Genomic DNA, 16,874 nt, shown 5'->3' with positions numbered 1-16,874 from the left:
GTTTATTCCTGGGGTTTGGGGCGGCGGCTGATTGTGGAGATCGGCACGCTGACCTCGCCCTGGGTGCTGCGACGGCTACGGGCGCGCCAGGCGTGCCCGTAAGCAATTTCCAGGCTCAGATGCAAAGTGCCATCCATATGGCGCTGTTTTTCCAGCGCATTGAGCAGGCGTTGACGCCAGGGCAGGGTGCTCAGGCTGGCCTTGCGTTGAGGGTGCGGATTGCCGCCCAGCAGACGTAAATCATCCAGCAGTTTTTCAGCGCTGCGGTAGGTTAGCGTCACGACCTCCTGATCCATCACGGGATCAGCAAAACCGTTTTCCAGCAACAGATCGCCAAAGTCGTGCATGTCCACGAATTCCAGCGTTTTGGTCCCCAGATCCGCTTGCTCCATGGCACTGCGCAGCTCGGCAAAAGAGCCGGGGCCCAGGCAGGAGAACATGACCAGCGTCTCGGGTTTCAGCAGGCGGTTCCATTCAGCCAGGACTCGATGCGGTTCCGGATGCCAGTGCAGGGCCATGTTCGACCAGACCAGCTCCTGGCTTTCTGCGGGCAGGCCGCTGTTGGCCATATCGGCCTGAACCCAGTTGGCAGCAGGGGTAGGTTGATTGCGTAGTTTTTGCCACAGGCTGGGTTTGGATTGGTAGCGCTCGCGGGCAACTTCCAACAGCTTGGCGCTGCGGTCCAGGCCGGTGTAGTTCATATCCGGGTAGCGGGAACGCAAAGGTTCCAGCGCATGGCTGGCCCCACAGCCAGCATCCAGAATATGAGTGGGTTGCAGGCGTACCAAAGCCAGCCGGGACAACATCCGTTGCGCGACTTCACCATAAAGAAACTGAGCGTGATCCAGGGGAGCGCGGCGATTGAATTGCTGCTCGACGTGGGCGGAGTTGATTGGTAAAGAAGGTAGCTGGGACATAGTTGCGCGGACGTTGCTGGCCTGGATCAGTGGTATGTGCTGTGATCGAATCAGCCTGGCTCTGAAAGGTAATGATCTATTATGGCGCATCCCCTGTTTCGGCGCGAGCCGACCCACCGTCTTGTAGGGATTCCACTGCTGGGACGGCCTTGTGTGCTGTGCGGATTACGTTCGCAAAGTGGCGCACTGTGCCGCTTTTGCCGACACGCGCTGACAACACCGGCCCAGGATTTGCGCTGCCCTCGTTGTGCTCTGGCCTTGCCGCCCTTGGCTTTACTGGCCTGCCCGGATTGCGGAGCAGGGCAATTGTCCCTGCAAGCGACGGTTGCCGGATTCGATTATGAACATCCTGGCGATATGTTGATACATGCGTTTAAAATTTCCCGTCGGCTGGAAATGGCAGCGGTGTTGGCGGAACTGATGGTGCAGCAATGGCGTCGTCATGGGCCTGTGCTGAACGCTGCCTGCCGGGTCATCCCAGTGCCTTCGCAGCGCAGAGCCTTGCACCGGCGGGGTTTTAATCCGGCAGCCGTGCTGGCCAAGCGTGTGGCGCATTCATTGGGATTGTCAGCACGTTTGCATATCGTCACGGCGCAGCTACGGCACGAGCAGGCCCAGAAGAACTTGGGGCGTCAGGCTCGCAGGCAGGCCATGCGGGGGGCTTTTAGCCTACGAGAGTCGCTACAAGGGTGTGATGTGCTGTTGGTCGATGATGTGCTGACCACTGGGGCTACTTTGGATGCCTTGGCGCGGGCCTGCCGTTTGGCGGGTGCACAGTCTGTTTATGCCTTGGTCGCTGCACGAGCTCCCTGGAAATTGAAGGCATCCTAGCCCTGTATACTTCGTCGCTTGTTCGCGGCTTTTTCTGCACTTTTTAGGTTTTTCATGTTTCATATCGTCCTGGTTTCGCCCGAGATCCCTCCCAACACGGGTAACGTCATTCGATTGGCGGCTAATACGGGCTGCGTCCTGCACCTGGTGCGGCCCCTGGGCTTTGAGCTTGAAGACAGCAAGCTGCGTCGTGCGGGGCTGGATTATCACGAGTGGGCGCAGGTGAAGGTGCACGACAGTGTGGAAGAAGCCTTGCAGGCCACGGGTTCCGCGCCGGATCGCGCGTTTGCCCTGACTACACGTGGTAGCCATTTGCTGGCTGAGCAAAGCTTTCAGCCGGGTGATGTATTTGTATTTGGCCGCGAAACTGCAGGCTTGTCTGCAGAACAACTGGCCTTGTTCCCCAACGAGCAGCGGATTCGTCTGCCCATGTTGGCGGGGCAACGTAGCTTGAACCTGTCCAATGCCGTGGCGATTTGTGTTTTTGATGCCTGGCGGCAAGCGGGTTACGAAGGTGGTGTTTAAGCTCGTGCAGAGGCAGGCCGCAAGGGTGTAGTCGTGGGCAACGCCACATTTGTCATTGAACGGCGCGTATTTGTTTTTTTGGGTAATGGCTGCAAAGAAAAAGGCCCCGCAAATCTTGAATTTGCAGGGCCTTTTTTTTTCGATCTTGTCCTTATTCCAGCGACAGATTCAGGCGTTCAATCACTTCATCCCAACGAGCTTTGTCGGCAATGATCTTGTCCGTCATCTCTTGCGGGGTGGACGGCTCGGACGAGAAGTAAAAGGCGTTGAGCTTGGCCTTGATGTCGTCGCGTTGCAGGATGGTGGTGATTTCCTGGTTCAGGCGTTTGACCACATCGTCCGAGGTATTGTGGGGCACAAAGAAGGCGTCCCAGGAAATCGCCTCGAAGTTTTCCAGACCAGCCTGTGCCATGGTGTCCAGACCGGGCAGCAATTCGCTGGGCTGCAAGGAGGTTACGGCCAGAGCTTTCACCTTGCCCGCTTCAACCTGGGGCATGGCAATGCCGGGCACCATGAAGGCGGCGTCAATGTCACCACCAATAATGGCGGTCAGGATTTGTGGAAAGCCCGAGTAAGGGATTTGTTCCAGTTTGATATCAACTGCATGTTCCAGCATGGCCATGGCCAGGTGGGCTGAGCTGCCGGGGCCAACTGAGCCGTAGTTCAATTCGCCGGGACGAGACTTCGCCAGGGCAATGAACTCTTCTACTGTATTGGCAGGCGAGTTGGCCGGCACGACCAGCACGTTGGGGCTGGTGCCAATCATGGAGATGGCCTGCAAGTCTTTCAGCGGGTCGTAACCCAGCGAGGTCTTGTACAGGGTGGGGGCGGTCACCATGGGACCATTGATGGTCAGCAGCAGGGTGTAGCCGTCGGGTTTGGCATGCGCTACGAAGCGGGTGCCGATATTGCCACCAGCACCGGGGCGGTTATCAACAATGATAGTCTGGCCCAAAGCTTGGGACAGGGGCTCGGAAATGGCACGGGCCAGGGCGTCAGGCGAGGAGCCTGCCGGAAAGGGTACGACCATTTGAATCGGGCGCTCTGGCCAGCTGGATTGGGCCAGAGCCGATTGAGCCAGCAAACCAGTGCAGGCCAGCCCCAGGACGGAGCGGATCAGAAGATCACGAGAACGAGCAAGCAATGACATTGTTTTATTCTGAGTAAGAGACGGTTGACTGCAGTTCTGGCAGCGCGGGTGAAGTGCCAGATCGGGCAGACGAAGGTATTAGTGGCCTTCCTGCTTTGCCTCGCGGGTAAGCAAGGCGTGGACAGCTTCGCGCGGGGCCAGTTGTTCAAACAGGATTTGGCAGACCGCGGCGGTAATCGGTAATTCAATCTGGTGCGCTCGGCCCATTTCCAGAACCGAACGGGCACAGCGTACACCTTCAGCGGTAATGCCGGTGGCCAGGATGCTGTCCAGGCTTTCACCAGCACCCAGCGCCAGGCCTACTTGGCGATTGCGGGACAATTCGCCCGTGGCCGTCAGGACCAGATCTCCCAGACCCGCCAGGCCGGAGAAGGTTTCGGCTTGACCACCCAGCGCAACACCCAGGCGCTGCATTTCAGCCAGGCCTCGGGTAATCAGGGCGGCACGGGCGTTATGGCCCAGGCCCAGAGCGTCGGCAATGCCACAGGCAATGGCCATGATGTTTTTGACAGCGCCGCCCACTTCCACGCCGATCATGTCGGTGCTGGTGTAAAGGCGCGCTTGCTTGCCATGCAAAGCCTCCAGGGCAATGCCGGCCATATCAGCAGGTTCGCAGGCCAGTGTCAGCGCAACAGGCAGGCCTTTAGCCACTTCCAGGGCGAACGACGGGCCAGAGAGCACGGCACGGCCTAGCCAGGGATGGTCGGGCAGGCTTTCACGCACAATCTGGTGGGGTAACAAGCCGCTTTCCTGATGGAAGCCTTTACAGGTCCAGACCAGCAGGACGGGATGGCGGCGTGTGGCAGGCAGGTAATGCGCCAGATCCACACAGGTTTGTGCCAGACCACGTACAGGCACGCCCAGAATCAGCAGGGCCGGGCCGGTGTCATCAGCCAGGGCAAATTCCATGACTTGCTGCAGGCTGTCGCTGGCCTGTAGCGAGTCGGGCAGCACGACATCGGGCAGGTAGGCAGGGTTGCGATGATCCTGCCCGATAGCCTGTGCTGTTGATGCTTTGCGCGCCCACACCATCGTGGGAGCCTGGGTGCTGGCCAGGGCGGCCAGCGCCGTTCCCCAGCTGCCTGCGCCCAGGACTGCGACACGAACAGGAGTGTGCGCGTTTGACATCATCAGGCCTGCAAAGGCTGGCCGTCAGCTTGGTCGGCACCTTGTTGCTGTGCCAGGCGCTGCTCGTACAAGGACTGGAAGTTCACTTCAGTCAGGTGCAGGGCAGGCAGGGAAGTGCGGTTGATGGCGTCGGCCACGGCAGCGCGCAAGTAGGGGTACAGCATGGTGGGGCACACGATTCCCAGCAGGGGCTCGAGCTGTTCTTCAGGGATGTTGGCAGCTTCGAAGATACCGGCTTGAGTGGCTTCCACCAGGTACATGACCTTGTCGCCAATGCGCGTGGTTACCGTGGCGGTGACGGTGCTTTCGTAGACCGTGTCAGCCAGGCGTTGGCCGCCCACATTGATGGACACTTCCACGGAAGGGGCCTCTTGCTCCAGAAAGATCTGGGGAGCGTTGGGCATTTCAATGGACAGGTCTTTGATGTAGGTGCGCTGCAGGCTGAAGCTGGGTTGTTGAGCTTCTTGTTCAGCGGCTGGGGTGTTCTGGTCGGCCATGGGTGATCCTATGGGATAAAAAAATTGTTAGAAAAAAAATCAGGCAGCCAGCAGAGGCAGCAGGCCACCTTCGCGGTCCAAAGCGGCCAGATCATCGTAGCCACCTACATGGGTGTCGCCAATGTAGATTTGGGGAACGGTACGCCGACCGGTGCGCTCCATCATGAGAGCGCGCTGTTCGGGTTCGCGATCAATCATGATTTTATTGATTTCAGTTACGCCGCGTTGCTTGAGCAGCATTTCAGCGCGCACACAATAAGGGCACACCATTGTGGAGTACATCGTGACTTTTGCCATGAGAGCCTCGTAGAAGGGGGAGCTTACGATTTTTTGACGGGCAGACTGGACTGCAGCCAGCCTTGAATACCGCCTTGCAATGTGTAGGCTTCGTTGATGCCGTGCTTGCGCAGGACGGCCACGCTGCGCGGAGCGCTGCGACCGGTATCGCACACCAAAATGACAGGCTTGTCTTTGGGCAGTGTGCTGGCCTTGGCGTCAAGGTCGGCGGCAGGAATGTTGCGAGATTGTGCAATTGCCCCGGCCTTGAACTGATCGGCGCTGCGCAGATCAATCAAAATAGCGTCTTTCTGGTTTACCATCTGTACCGCTTCCGAGCTTGAAACTGCGCGTCCCGCACGACCTTTGAAAAAGCTGGGTATTAACAGCATAATGCCGGCAAGCACCGCAATTGCTAAAATTAGAAGATTGTTCTGACTTAAGATGAAGTCCACGTTAAATCCTGTTGATTACCAAGAAAAGCAAGAAAAAAGGGCAAGATCACACGATTATAGAGTGGCGCCAATTTTTCAACCTCGAGGCTGTTTTTACCATGTATAAACTTGTACTGATGCGGCACGGCGAAAGCCAGTGGAACCTGGAGAACCGGTTTACTGGCTGGACCGATGTCGATCTTACCGAAACCGGGCGTCAACAGGCAAAGCAGGCCGGTGATCTGCTTAAAGAAAACGGTTTTGAGTTCGACCTGGCTTTCGCTTCGGTCCTCAAGCGCGCTATCCGTACCTTGTGGATCGCCCTGGATTCGATGGACGCCATGCACACCCCCATAGGTTTGAGCTGGCGCCTGAACGAACGCCATTATGGTGCTTTACAGGGCTTAAATAAAGCCGAAACCGCACAAAAGTACGGTGAGGATCAAGTCCTGGTCTGGCGTCGTGCCTACGCAATCGCTCCCGATCCCGTTGCTGAAGACGATCCACGCAACCCGCGTTTTGATGCTCGCTACGCTCGTGTGCCAGCTGATCAGTTGCCTCGCACCGAGTGCCTGCAAGACACCGTGGCCCGCGTGGTTCCTTTCTGGGACGAGTCCATTGCTCCTGCAATCCGCTCCGGCCGTCGCGTTCTGGTGACGGCTCACGGCAACAGCTTGCGCGCGCTGATCAAGCACCTGGACGGCATCTCTGACGAGGACATCGTTCACCTGAATATTCCTACCGGCCAGCCTTTGGTGTACGAGCTGGACGAAAACCTGCGTCCTATCCGTCATTACTACCTGGGCGACCAGGAAGCGATTGCGGCTCAGATGCAAGCCGTGGCCAATCAGGGCAAGGCGCAGTAAATAATGTGGCGCTACAGCGTTTGCCTGTTGCTGGCAGCCTGGACCTTACCGGCCCTGGCTGCTGATCCGGACTTGGCTGCCCGCCAGGCCCAGGCTCAAAAGCAGCAGGCAGAGCTGCGCCAGAAGATCGAATCGCTGCGCAAAACCATCGACACCAGCGAAAGCTCGCGTCGTGATGCCGCCAATGCCTTGCGCGAATCCGAGCAGGCTATTTCCGATATCGATCGCACGCTGGCTCAGATTGAGCAGCGGCAGGAACAATTGCACCAGCAGCTAGGTACGCTGGGCAAACAGATCAGCGAACAGCAAGTGATCAAAGAGCAACGTCAGCAGGAGCTGGCCGAGCAATTACGAGCGCAATACGCCAATGGCGTGTCGCCCTGGTCTGCCCTCTTGTCGGGTGATGATCCCAATGCCATTAACCGAGAATTGCATTACCTGGGCTATGTCTCGCGTCAGCAGACCGAGCAGGTTCATAAGGTACGTCGTACCGTAGAGCGTCTGGATCGTTTGCAGACCCAGGTTGCCGCGCGTGAGAAAGAGCAGGAGCAACTGGCCAAGGAGGCTGCGGCTCAGAAGGAAGCTCTGGAAGAACAAAAAGAAAAACGAGCCAAGGTGGTGGCTGACATCAGCGCTGAACTGGAACGCCAGCGCGGTCAGGCTGCAAACCTGCAAAGTAATGACAAACGGCTGGGGGATTTGATCTCCGGCCTGGAAACTGAAATTGCCCGACAGGCCGAGCTGGCCCGTCGCGCTGAAGAACAACGCCGACGGGAAGCGGCGCGCCGTGCAGAGGAAGCGCGCAAAGCCGAGCTGGCTCGTCAGCAAGAGTTGCAGCGTAAAGCAAAACAAGAGCAGGCCGCCCGTGAGCAGGCGCGTCTGGAGCGCGAGCGGGAGTTGCTGGAGCGGGCTCGTGCTACGCAACCGCCTTTGCCTGCGGCCTTGCCACCTGGCAAGCCGGAACCTGCTGCGCCCCAGAAGCCAGATCCGGAACCCATGATTCCGCGTCCACCGCTGACCTACACGCCGCCGACCGCGAACGAGCGTCTCTTGTCAGACAGCCTGGAAGCTTCGTCCGAGCCTAGCGAGCCGATCAGCAAACCGGCCGCTCCCAAAGTGCGTGAGGTGCAGGTTGTTGAGGAGCCTGTGGAGCAGGCATCTGCTCCTGCTTTGGAACCAGAAGGGGGGTTTCCGGGTCTGAAACGTGGCTTGCCTTATCCGGTACGCGGCGAAATGCAGGGCAAGTTCGGGGCGGAGCGTCCGGATGGCGGTATTTGGCGCGGTATCGTGTTGCGCGCTCAGGCAGGCACCACGGTTCGTGCGGTGGCCCCGGGCCGAGTGGTTTTCGCCAGCTGGATGACCGGCTTTGGCAATTTGCTGATTATTGATCATGGTCGCGACTACTTGAGTGTCTATGCCTATAACCAGAGCACGCTTAAGCAAGTAGGCGATATTGTGGGACGTGGAGATGCGGTTGCGCGGGTGGGGGCCACCGGCGGGCAGGTTGAACCCGGCCTGTACTTTGAGCTGCGCCATCAAGGCAAGCCCATTAATCCGCAGGTTTGGCTGGGTTCCTGAGCCGCTTTTGCCACTGGCGTTTACTTTTGCTCGCATTTGTTGCGCCGGGTAGCGACTCCAGCCCAGTTCACGCTGGTCGACGCTTTACGCTACTCTTATAATGCATGGTCGGGTCAGCTCCGGGAGGTGGCCCCGTCTTGAATCTGAAAATAATGGGAATGTGCATGAGCACTCGAAGGATTGGCAGCATTGGTCTAGTGGCAGCAGGTGCTGTGGGCGGTATTTTGATCAGCCTGGGCATTACTGCGGTCGCTCAACGCGGCGAGCCATTGCCTTTGCGCGAACTGCAGCAGTTCGCCAATGTGTTCGCTGCCATCAAGAACACGTATGTGGAGCCCCTGACGGATCAGGCCCTGGTCAATAATGCGATCAAGGGTTTGTTTACCGATCTGGATCCGCACTCGGCCTATCTGGATGCCGACGCTTTCAAGGAAATGGAAGCCATGACTCAAGGCGGCTTTGGCGGCCTGGGCATAGAGATCGGCAGCGAGGACGGGATGCCCAAAGTCATCTCGCCTATTGAAGATACGCCTGCTGCGCGCGCCGGTATTCTGGCGGGCGACATCATTACGCACATCAATGGCAAACCCACCAAGGATTTGAGCCTGAACGATGCCGTCAAGCAAATGCGTGGCGAGCCTAAAACCTCCATCAAGCTGACGATACGTCGTGCTGGCCGCGACAAGCCACTGGAATTCAACTTGGTACGTGATGTCATCAAGGTGCGCAGCGTGCGCTCCAAGATGCTGGCTGACGATGTGGCCTATGTACGCATTGCCCAGTTCCAGGAACGTACCGCTGCTGATCTGGTCAAGCAGTTGTCCGAAGTTCATAAAGGCCCAGGCGCACCGAAAGGCTTGGTGATTGACCTGCGTAACGACCCCGGTGGCTTGCTGGAAAGCGCTATCGGCGTGACGTCCGCCTTCCTGGATTCGGGTGATCTGGTTGTTTCCACCAAGGGCCGCATTCCTTCGTCCAACCGCGAGTACTACGTCAAATCCATGCAGTCCGTGCTGGGCGAGCTGGATACGGACGCGGATGTTCTGAAGAAACTGGATTGGCTCAAGAACGTGCCTATCGTGGTGCTGGTAAACGTGGGTTCGGCCTCGGCGTCGGAAATTGTGGCCGGTGCTTTGCAAGACCACAAACGCGCCACCATTATCGGTAACCGCACCTTCGGCAAGGGCTCGGTGCAAAGTGTGGTCCCGCTGTCCGAGGAATCGGGCCTGAAACTGACGACTGCCTTGTACTACACACCTAACGGTACTTCCATTCAGGTAACGGGCGTACAGCCGGACGTGGTCGTGGATGACACCGCCCAGGGCAATCTGTTCCGCCTGCCGCGCGAAGTGGACCTGAAGCGTCACCTGGTCAACAGCAAGGTGGACGAAACTACCGAAGAAGAACAGCCTGATCTGGGCATGAGCCCGGAATTCAAGATGTTTGAATTCGGTGGTGACGACGACTTCCAGTTGCAGCAAGCGCTGAATCATTTGGCTGGCCGTCCTGTGATCAAGAATGATCCAGCCAAAGTAGCTGCCGCCAAGGAAGCGGCTGCCAAGCGCGAAAAGGAAGTGGAGTCCGAGTCGCCAGAAAAAAAAAGTCCCCTGAGTCAGCAACCCAGCGTTGAGCGGTTCCGAATCACCCCCAAGGGGCTCGAACCGGTAAAACCGTAAACACAGGTTCCTGACGTGGAAGATCAGCAATTACTGCGCTATGCGCGGCATATTCTGCTCGATGAATTCGGGGTAGAAGCGCAGGAGCGGATTCTGGCTTCCCGCATTCTGGTTGTTGGAGCCGGAGGCCTGGGCTCCCCCGTGGTGGCTTATCTGGCTGCCTCGGGTGTGGGCTCCATCATTCTGGTGGATGATGACCAGGTGGAACTGAGCAATCTGCAGCGTCAGATTGCTCACACCACAGATCGCCTGGGCTGGGACAAGGTTGAATCTGCCAAGCTGCATATCGAGCAGCTCAATCCGGAAGTGAAGGTCACGCCTGTCGTTCAACGTCTGGACGAGGCGGGCTTGATGCATTGGGTTCAGCAAGTGGATCTGGTGCTGGATTGCTGCGACAACTTCGCCACTCGCCATGCCATCAACCGTGCCTGCGTGGCACTACGTAAACCGTTGGTGTCAGGTGCAGCGATTCGCTTTTCGGGTCAGGTCAGTACTTACGACTTGCGTCAGCCCGAAGCTCCTTGCTATCACTGTCTGTTCCCTGAAGCGGACGACGTCGAGGAACTGCGTTGCGCCACCACAGGCGTTTTGTCGCCCTTGTTGGGTATGGTGGGCAGCGCACAGGCGGTTGAAGCCTTGAAGCTGTTAGGCGGCTTCGGAGAGCCTTTGGTGGGCCGTTTGCTAAGTGTGGATGCCTTCAATATGAATTGGCATACCGTGCGTTTCCGCAAAGATCCCGCTTGCCCGGTATGCGGTTCAGCGGCTGAACATGCCGATCACACTTGATCTGTTTCTGATCTTTGCTTTACGACTTCAGGCCATGAGCATGAAAATGGCCTGGCGTGATACCAAAGCGCCGTCTAAATTGGCGGTGAAAGTAGGACAGATCCGAAAACCCCACTGAATAAGCTATTTGCGCCACCGTGTTGGACGGTGTCTGGCGCAGCAGCTGTGCGGCTGCATCCAGCCGCAGCTGCATTAACTGGGCTGTAAAAGTGCTTCCCTGTGTTTTGAACAGTTCCTGGACGGTACGCGGTGCCATACCCAGATGCTTGGACAGGGCTGCAATATTCAAGGCGGGATCACCCAGTCGATCAGACAGATAGCCCAATGCATCTTCGTACCGAGCCGCGCTTGGAGCAGGCGGGGCAGAGCGCCGCTCGTTAATGCTCATGGCCAGCAGGTCGCGCAGACAACGCCAGGCTTGATCGTGCTGATTGGCCCGCAGGTCATCGGCAGACAGCAGCAGGCCTTGCAGATAGTGTTCCAGCAAGTGCAGGCTGGCGCCTTGCGCCAGAGGCTGGGCGACCACGTCATTCAAAGGGCCGGTATAGGGCAGCAGCCCATCCAGCGGCAAGCGCAGCGTGGTCATGATGACCTCGTCCACAAAATCCAGTGTGAAGGGGCTGGTGCCCACATTCAGGCTCAGGCTCCCGGCTGGGAGCCATTGCTCACGCCCGTTCTGAATCAGGCGGCAGTGGCCTTGTTGATGCACATTCAAGAACAACCAGGGCTGATCCGTTTGCGGCCTGCTTGTGCTGACCCGATAGGGCTGAGCGGTCAGCCGGTTGATCGCTACCTCCCCCAAGCGTTGCGAGCGCAAGGTGCCATGAAAGTTTTGTCCGTGGCACTGCGTTTGCACATGCTGAAAGGACAGTGAAATGGCTTGGGTCCAGAGCTTGGCGCCTTGTCCGGGTGGCAAAGCCTGCGTATCCCAGTGGTAGTTCGTGCTCATGCGTTCTTTTCCGTCTTCTGCGCCATTGTCCAGATTGGGCTGCGCCCCAGTCCACGACACAGAGAGGCATTCGGCTCAAGAATAGTATCTAAGACAGTACTGCATGGTGAGCTATGGCGCACCTCGGTGGCTATCGGGTTTAACCATGAAGGGTGCCCAAAGCGCACCTGGAGACAACACAGGAAAGGAGCAGTCATGACAGAGCAGCTAAAGCAGGTCTACCCCTACATCAATGGACAAGCCTGGAAATCAGAAGGTCAGTTGCATAAGGACTTGGTCAATCCCTATACGGGTAAACCGCTGGCTCGCGTTTTTCTGGCGACCAAACAGGACATTGAAGAAGCGCTAGCCAGTGCAGAGCGTGCACAGCGCGTCTGGGGCAAGATGCTGGCCCGTGAACGTGAGGCCATCCTGTGCCGTGCGGCCGACATTGTGGAACGCCGCCGCGACGACATCGTGCGTGTGCTGGTTGAAGAGGGCGGTAACGTCTTTGGCAAGGCCATGTTCGAGTGCGATTACATCGTCAGCACCTTCCGTATTGCCGCAGGCCAGACCCGCGATATTCGCGGTGAAACCATGCCTTCGGACCTGCCCGGCCGTATTTCCATGAGCATTCGCCGTCCTTTGGGCGTGGTGGCCGGGATTGGTCCTTTCAATGCCCCCTTGCTGCTCAACGGCAAGAAACTGGCGCCTGCGCTGGCAGCCGGTAACAGCTTCATTCTGAAGCCTTCGCCACATACGCCTATGGCCGCCCTGATGTTTGCCGAGATTCTGGAAGAAGCCGGTCTGCCCCCAGGTGTGTTGACTGTTCTGCTGACCACGGACGAAGCCCTGGGCGATACCTTGTTCTCCGATCCTCGCGTCAAATTGGTGACCTTTACAGGCTCGGCTCGTGTGGGCCGTATCCTGGCGGATCTGGCTGGCCGTCATCAAAAGCGCATTGTGCTGGAGTTGGGCGGTAAAAGCCCGGTGGTGGTGCTGGATGATGCCACGCTGGATTACGCCGTGCGCTCCGCTGCTTTCGGCATCTATTTCAACCAGGGTCAGGTGTGCATGGCCAACTCGCGCATTATTGTGGAGCAGGGCATTTACGATGCGTTCTGCGAAGCCTTTGCCAAACAGGTTGCCCGCATTCCTACAGGCGACCCTGCATTGCCACAAACCGCCGTCGGGCCGTTGATCAGCTCCGAGCAGGCCGATTTTGTGCAGGCCCACATTCAGGATGCCGTCTCCAAGGGAGCCACCTTGCTGGCAGGTGGTGGCCGCGAAGGCAATGTGATTCAGCCTACGGCCTTGTGTGATGTGACCCCGGACATGCATCTGTACCACGAGGAGACTTTTGGGCCAGTGGCTGCCATTTACAAGGCGCGTGACTATGAGCATGCTCTGGAAATGGCTAATGACACTTCCTACGGCTTGTCCTCTGCCATTCTGACCAACGATCTGCAAAAGGCCATGGATTTTGCCGAGCGTATCGAGGCCGGTTCGGTTCACATCAATGACAACTCCTTTGATGATGATCCGAACGCGCCTTTCGGTGGTTTCAAGGACAGTGGCTACGGCAAGGAAAATGGCCGTTATTCGATCGCGGACATGACCGAATTGAAGTGGGTCACCATTCAGCAAGGGGAGCGCCAGCTGGCGTTCTAAGCAGGCCTAGGGGCGTGGCCAGTTCTTGACCAGCTGTGCGATGCGGTTGATGCGATGGTCAACATACGGGCTGCGTCCATGATACAGAGCGCTGAACGGGGTGCCTGCGTTATAGATATGGATGGTTTGCATCCCTAACTGGCGGGCACTTTTCAAATTGCGCAGGGTGTCTTCGACCAGAACAATGTCGCGGGCCTGTGATTTCAGCACGGCCAGAGCCTGCTTCATCAATGCCTGAGAGGGTTTGGGGCGATAACGGCCTTGCAGCTGCATATGCTCGATAGCCCATAACCCGTCAAAGACAGGCAGCAGATTCAGGGCTTTCAAGACGCGCTGTGCATACTCTAGCGGTGCATTGGTCAGCAGTAGTTTGTAGCCAGGCAGACGGCGCAATTGGTAGGCCAGGCCTGGTTCGGCGCTGATCAGGGAAGGCACGTCAAAGTCGTGAGCGTGTCTCAGAAATGTTGCCGGGTCTGCTCCATGGTGGCGCTGCAGGCCGATCATGGTGGCGCCGTAACGCTTCCAGTATTCTAGACGCAGCCGGTCGGCCTCATCCATATCCACGCCCAGCGTTTGCGCCACGCCGATGCGCATACGTCCATCAATCGCCTGGAAAATGCCTTTGGAGGCATTGTGCAGGGTGTTATCCAGATCAAACAGCCAGATGGTTTCATCTGGCTGACAGGCTGACAAAGGCCGTGCCCAGGTATGGGCACGGATAGGAGCGCGCACGGATTAGTGCGAGCTGATCATGGTGCCAACACCACGGTCAGTCAGGATTTCCAGCAACAGGCAGTGAGGGACACGGCCATCAATGACATGTACGGAGTTGACGCCATTGCGGGCTGCATCCAGGGCCGAAGAGATCTTGGGCAACATACCGCCGGAGATCGTGCCATCAGCGAACAGTTCGTCGATGGTCTGAGCAGACAGGCGACGCAACAGTTGACCTGCCTTGTCCAGCACACCGGGAGTGTTGGTCAGCATGACCAGTTTCTCAGCGCTAAGCACTTCGGCCATCTTGCCGGCAACCACGTCGGCATTGATGTTGTAGGCCTGACCGTCTTCACCGTATCCAATTGAGGAGATCACGGGGATGAACTGATCGTCCTGCAGGGCTTTGACTACTTCAGGCTGGATGCTTTCAATATCACCCACAAAACCAATATCCAGCAGCTCGCCAGGATGCTCGGCATCGGGCAGCATTTTCTTGGTGACGCGAATCATGCCACCGTCTTTACCGGTCAGGCCCACGGCCTTGCCACCGGCTTCATTAATCATCATCACGATGTCTTGCTGCACCTGCCCGCCCAGCACCCACTCCACCACTTCCATGGTTTCTGCATCGGTGACGCGCATGCCCTGAATAAAGGTGCCTTCTTTGCCCACTCGCTTGAGCGCGTCATTGATCTGGGGGCCGCCACCGTGCACCACAACGGGGTTCAGGCCAACCAGCTTGAGCAAGACGACGTCATGGGCAAAGCTGCGCTGCAACGCTTCTTCAGTCATGGCGTTGCCACCGTATTTGATGACGACGGTCTTGCCGTGGAAACGACGAATATAGGGCAGGGCCTCGGACAAAACTTCTGCTTTGACGGTCGAGGAGTAATTCTGCGAATCTGTGGTGCTCATTGATGCGCTCACTTGAAGAAAACCCGGGTCCACTGCTGGTACCCGGGGTTATGTGGCTGGGGGCAGAAACAGGCTTTTAGCTGCTGGCCAGGGCTTTTTCGACGGTGGCAATGAATTCCTGCTTGTCGTAGTTACCCAGGTAGCGCTTGATGATGTGGCCCTGTTTGTCGAGTAAAAAGGCAGTGGGCGTCAAACGGACGTCCCCAAAAGCCTTGGCGATTTCGCCCTTGTCGTCATGGACAACCGTGAACGGCAGTTGGCGGGATTGGGTGAAGTTGCGCACGTAGTTGATGGGGTCGTGCTTCATGGCCACGGCCACAATATCAAACCCTTTGCCAGACATGGCATTGAAGTTCTCAATGTTGTCAGGCATCTGCGCCACGCAAGTGGTGCAGTCCGTGGCCCAGAATTTCACCAGGACGACCTTGCCTTGCAAGTCTTTGGTTTCAAAGTGCTTGCCATTCAGATCGGTAAAGGCGACATCGGGGGCGCTGGCCTTGGTGCTGCCGGACATGGTCCAGACGCCCAGACCTACGGCAATGGCAACAGCAAGGGCAATGATGACTACTTTTTTCATTGGACGGGCATAACTTCTACAGAGGAGGCGGGCGCAGGCTCAGTTGCAGGGGCCGCTGTGCCAGAACTATTGCTTGGCTGATTATTGGTGCTCAAAGGCTGTGCCAGGCTTTCGGCGCTGACGTATTCAAAGAGCTTGGCCACCTTGTTCACGCCAGGGACGCTGGAGGCTGCAATCGCGGCGCGTTCGCCTTCTTCACGGGTGACGCGACCCAGCAGGTAGACCACGCCACGCTCGGTGGTGGTGGAGATCGTGCGGCTGGGAACGTCTTTGGCGTTCAGCAAGGCGGTGCTGACTCGGGTGGTGATCCAGGAGTCGTTCGAGCGTACGCTCAGGGGGGTAGGTTCACCCACACGCAGCTCGTTGACCACGCGAGTTACCTTATCAACCTTGGAAACCAGGCGAGCGGCTTCTTCCTTGTCGGCCTGGGTAGGTACATCACCCGTCAGCAGGGCAACCCCGGCGTAAGACGTGGTATTGATGCGGCCTTCCTTGTTTTCCAGCAGGCGGCGTGTTTCCGCACCGGCTTTCATGACAATGGTTTTGTCCTCGACCTGCTCGCCCGTAGTGCGGCGGTCGGTAGCGACAACGGCGGTTGTGGCTGCAGCGCCGCCAACTACCAGCAGACCGCAACCGGTCAGGGTTGTGCTGGCCAGCAGGGCGGCCAGAATCAAACGGTGTTTCATAGTGGATCTCCGAGCAGCAGCGCATCAATGCCATCGCACATGGCGTGCAACAGAACAATGTGTACTTCCTGAATACGCATGGTTCGATCGTGCGGGACGCACAGATGGATGTCGGTATCCGAGAGCAGGTCGGCGATTTGTCCGCCGCCCTTGCCGGTCAGGGCAATGATGACCATATCGCGCTCGCGAGCCGCTTCGATGGCGCGGATCACGTTTGGCGAATTGCCGCTGGTGGAGATGGCCACCAGAATATCGCCAGTCTGGCCCAAGGCACTGACCTGGCGTTCAAAGATGCTGTCAAAGCCATAGTCATTACCCACCGCCGTCATGATGGAGGTGTCGGTATTCAAGGCAATGCCAGCCAGGGGCAAACGGTCGCGCTCAAAGCGGCCCACCAGCTCAGCAATAAAGTGCTGAGCGTCGGCTGCTGATCCGCCGTTTCCGCAGGCCAGAATCTTGCCGTCGTTGGCCAGGGTGGCAAACAACAGCTCGACAGCGGCGGCCAAAGGTTCGGCCAGTTCGCGTGTGCTGGCTTTGAGAGTATCGACGGAATCGTCGAAATGCGAAGTCATTAAGGCGATAAGGTCCATAGCGCGCATTATCGCACGGAGAATTTCCCCGTGGGGCAGGCAGATCGTGTCATGTTGAAAAAAACGCCACGGTATTGAAACCAGATGCTGTAACAGGGCCGAAATACGGCACGGCGGTTGAGATTT

19 protein-coding genes are annotated in these 16,874 nt (G+C 57.7%); 7 read left to right on the top strand and 12 right to left on the bottom strand.

Annotation, left to right across the window (positions count from 1 at the left end; translation table 11 throughout):
- Window positions 1-2 precede the first annotated feature (2 nt).
- Window positions 3-917 carry a methyltransferase domain-containing protein gene (locus tag U2949_RS07565; RefSeq protein WP_228125828.1) on the bottom strand — a complete coding sequence of 305 codons (915 nt, stop codon included), beginning with the start codon at window positions 915-917 and terminating at the stop codon, window positions 3-5.
- Window positions 918-998: 81 nt separating this feature from the next.
- On the opposite strand from U2949_RS07565, the gene U2949_RS07560 reads away from it, so the two are divergent.
- Together U2949_RS07560 and U2949_RS07555 are read left to right on the top strand one after the other, a co-directional pair.
- The gene (locus tag U2949_RS07560; protein ID WP_257723017.1) at window positions 999-1,748 is read left to right on the top strand and encodes a ComF family protein; all 750 of its coding nucleotides are present in this window, start codon (window positions 999-1,001) and stop codon (window positions 1,746-1,748) included.
- Between the two features lie 54 nt (window positions 1,749-1,802).
- Complete coding sequence (locus tag U2949_RS07555; RefSeq protein ID WP_026483745.1) at window positions 1,803-2,273, top strand: tRNA (cytidine(34)-2'-O)-methyltransferase; 471 nt, start codon at window positions 1,803-1,805, stop codon at window positions 2,271-2,273.
- A 151-nt stretch (window positions 2,274-2,424) separates the two neighbouring features.
- On the opposite strand, the gene U2949_RS07550 is transcribed toward U2949_RS07555, so the two are convergent.
- From U2949_RS07550 to U2949_RS07530, 5 genes are all read right to left on the bottom strand, one after another.
- Window positions 2,425-3,423 carry a Bug family tripartite tricarboxylate transporter substrate binding protein gene (locus tag U2949_RS07550; protein WP_009458612.1) on the bottom strand — a complete coding sequence of 333 codons (999 nt, stop codon included), beginning with the start codon at window positions 3,421-3,423 and terminating at the stop codon, window positions 2,425-2,427.
- A 78-nt stretch (window positions 3,424-3,501) separates the two neighbouring features.
- Window positions 3,502-4,554: an NAD(P)H-dependent glycerol-3-phosphate dehydrogenase gene (locus tag U2949_RS07545; RefSeq protein ID WP_407654170.1), complete on the bottom strand. Its 1,053-nt coding sequence runs from the start codon at window positions 4,552-4,554 to the stop codon at window positions 3,502-3,504.
- Entirely contained in the window at window positions 4,554-5,048 is a 495-nt protein-coding gene (gene secB, locus U2949_RS07540) for a protein-export chaperone SecB (RefSeq protein WP_026483747.1), read from the bottom strand. Before secB ends, U2949_RS07545 begins: the two co-directional genes overlap by 1 nt.
- A 39-nt stretch (window positions 5,049-5,087) precedes the next feature.
- Entirely contained in the window at window positions 5,088-5,345 is a 258-nt protein-coding gene (gene grxC / locus U2949_RS07535) for a glutaredoxin 3 (RefSeq protein ID WP_009458616.1), read from the bottom strand.
- Window positions 5,346-5,368: 23 nt separating this feature from the next.
- Window positions 5,369-5,779, bottom strand: a complete 411-nt coding sequence (locus U2949_RS07530) for a rhodanese-like domain-containing protein (RefSeq protein WP_009458618.1) — start codon at window positions 5,777-5,779, stop codon at window positions 5,369-5,371.
- 98 nt (window positions 5,780-5,877) lie between these two features.
- On the opposite strand from U2949_RS07530, the gene gpmA reads away from it, so the two are divergent.
- From gpmA to U2949_RS07510, 4 genes are all read left to right on the top strand, one after another.
- Entirely contained in the window at window positions 5,878-6,624 is a 747-nt protein-coding gene (gpmA, locus tag U2949_RS07525; RefSeq protein ID WP_026483748.1) for a 2,3-diphosphoglycerate-dependent phosphoglycerate mutase, read from the top strand.
- Between the two features lie 3 nt (window positions 6,625-6,627).
- The gene (locus tag U2949_RS07520) at window positions 6,628-8,202 is read left to right on the top strand and encodes a murein hydrolase activator EnvC family protein (protein WP_035274808.1); all 1,575 of its coding nucleotides are present in this window, start codon (window positions 6,628-6,630) and stop codon (window positions 8,200-8,202) included.
- 164 nt (window positions 8,203-8,366) lie between these two features.
- A complete protein-coding gene (locus U2949_RS07515; protein ID WP_021447177.1) occupies window positions 8,367-9,878 on the top strand; it encodes a S41 family peptidase in 1,512 nt (503 codons plus the stop codon).
- Window positions 9,879-9,893: 15 nt separating this feature from the next.
- Window positions 9,894-10,664 (top strand): HesA/MoeB/ThiF family protein, encoded by a 771-nt coding sequence (locus tag U2949_RS07510; protein WP_226349167.1) that lies wholly within the window; start codon window positions 9,894-9,896, stop codon window positions 10,662-10,664.
- Between the two features lie 19 nt (window positions 10,665-10,683).
- Here the strand turns inward: U2949_RS07510 and U2949_RS07505 are convergent, their stop codons facing one another.
- Complete coding sequence (locus U2949_RS07505; protein ID WP_321286985.1) at window positions 10,684-11,613, bottom strand: AraC family transcriptional regulator; 930 nt, start codon at window positions 11,611-11,613, stop codon at window positions 10,684-10,686.
- A 195-nt stretch (window positions 11,614-11,808) separates the two neighbouring features.
- On the opposite strand from U2949_RS07505, the gene U2949_RS07500 reads away from it, so the two are divergent.
- Window positions 11,809-13,263: an aldehyde dehydrogenase family protein gene (locus U2949_RS07500; protein WP_257723020.1), complete on the top strand. Its 1,455-nt coding sequence runs from the start codon at window positions 11,809-11,811 to the stop codon at window positions 13,261-13,263.
- A 6-nt stretch (window positions 13,264-13,269) separates the two neighbouring features.
- On the opposite strand, the gene U2949_RS07495 is transcribed toward U2949_RS07500, so the two are convergent.
- The 5 genes from U2949_RS07495 to U2949_RS07475 form a co-directional block, all read right to left on the bottom strand.
- Window positions 13,270-13,995, bottom strand: a complete 726-nt coding sequence (locus U2949_RS07495) for a pyrimidine 5'-nucleotidase (RefSeq protein WP_257723021.1) — start codon at window positions 13,993-13,995, stop codon at window positions 13,270-13,272.
- Window positions 13,996-13,998: 3 nt separating this feature from the next.
- Window positions 13,999-14,895 (bottom strand): acetylglutamate kinase, encoded by an 897-nt coding sequence (gene argB / locus U2949_RS07490; RefSeq protein WP_009458643.1) that lies wholly within the window; start codon window positions 14,893-14,895, stop codon window positions 13,999-14,001.
- 76 nt (window positions 14,896-14,971) lie between these two features.
- Window positions 14,972-15,472: a peroxiredoxin family protein gene (locus tag U2949_RS07485; protein WP_021447175.1), complete on the bottom strand. Its 501-nt coding sequence runs from the start codon at window positions 15,470-15,472 to the stop codon at window positions 14,972-14,974.
- Entirely contained in the window at window positions 15,469-16,158 is a 690-nt protein-coding gene (locus tag U2949_RS07480) for a BON domain-containing protein (RefSeq protein WP_009458644.1), read from the bottom strand. Before U2949_RS07480 ends, U2949_RS07485 begins: the two co-directional genes overlap by 4 nt.
- Window positions 16,155-16,748, bottom strand: coding sequence for a phosphoheptose isomerase (locus tag U2949_RS07475; protein ID WP_009458645.1), 594 nt, complete (start codon window positions 16,746-16,748; stop codon window positions 16,155-16,157). The genes U2949_RS07480 and U2949_RS07475 overlap by 4 nt, the downstream gene beginning before the upstream one ends.
- Window positions 16,749-16,874: the final 126 nt, after the last annotated feature.

It is taken from the genome of Alcaligenes phenolicus (assembly GCF_032063905.1).
Taxonomy (GTDB): domain Bacteria; phylum Pseudomonadota; class Gammaproteobacteria; order Burkholderiales; family Burkholderiaceae_B; genus Alcaligenes; species Alcaligenes phenolicus.
Note: the sequence above shows the minus strand (reverse complement) of the source record. Positions and strands in the feature narration are given on the sequence as shown.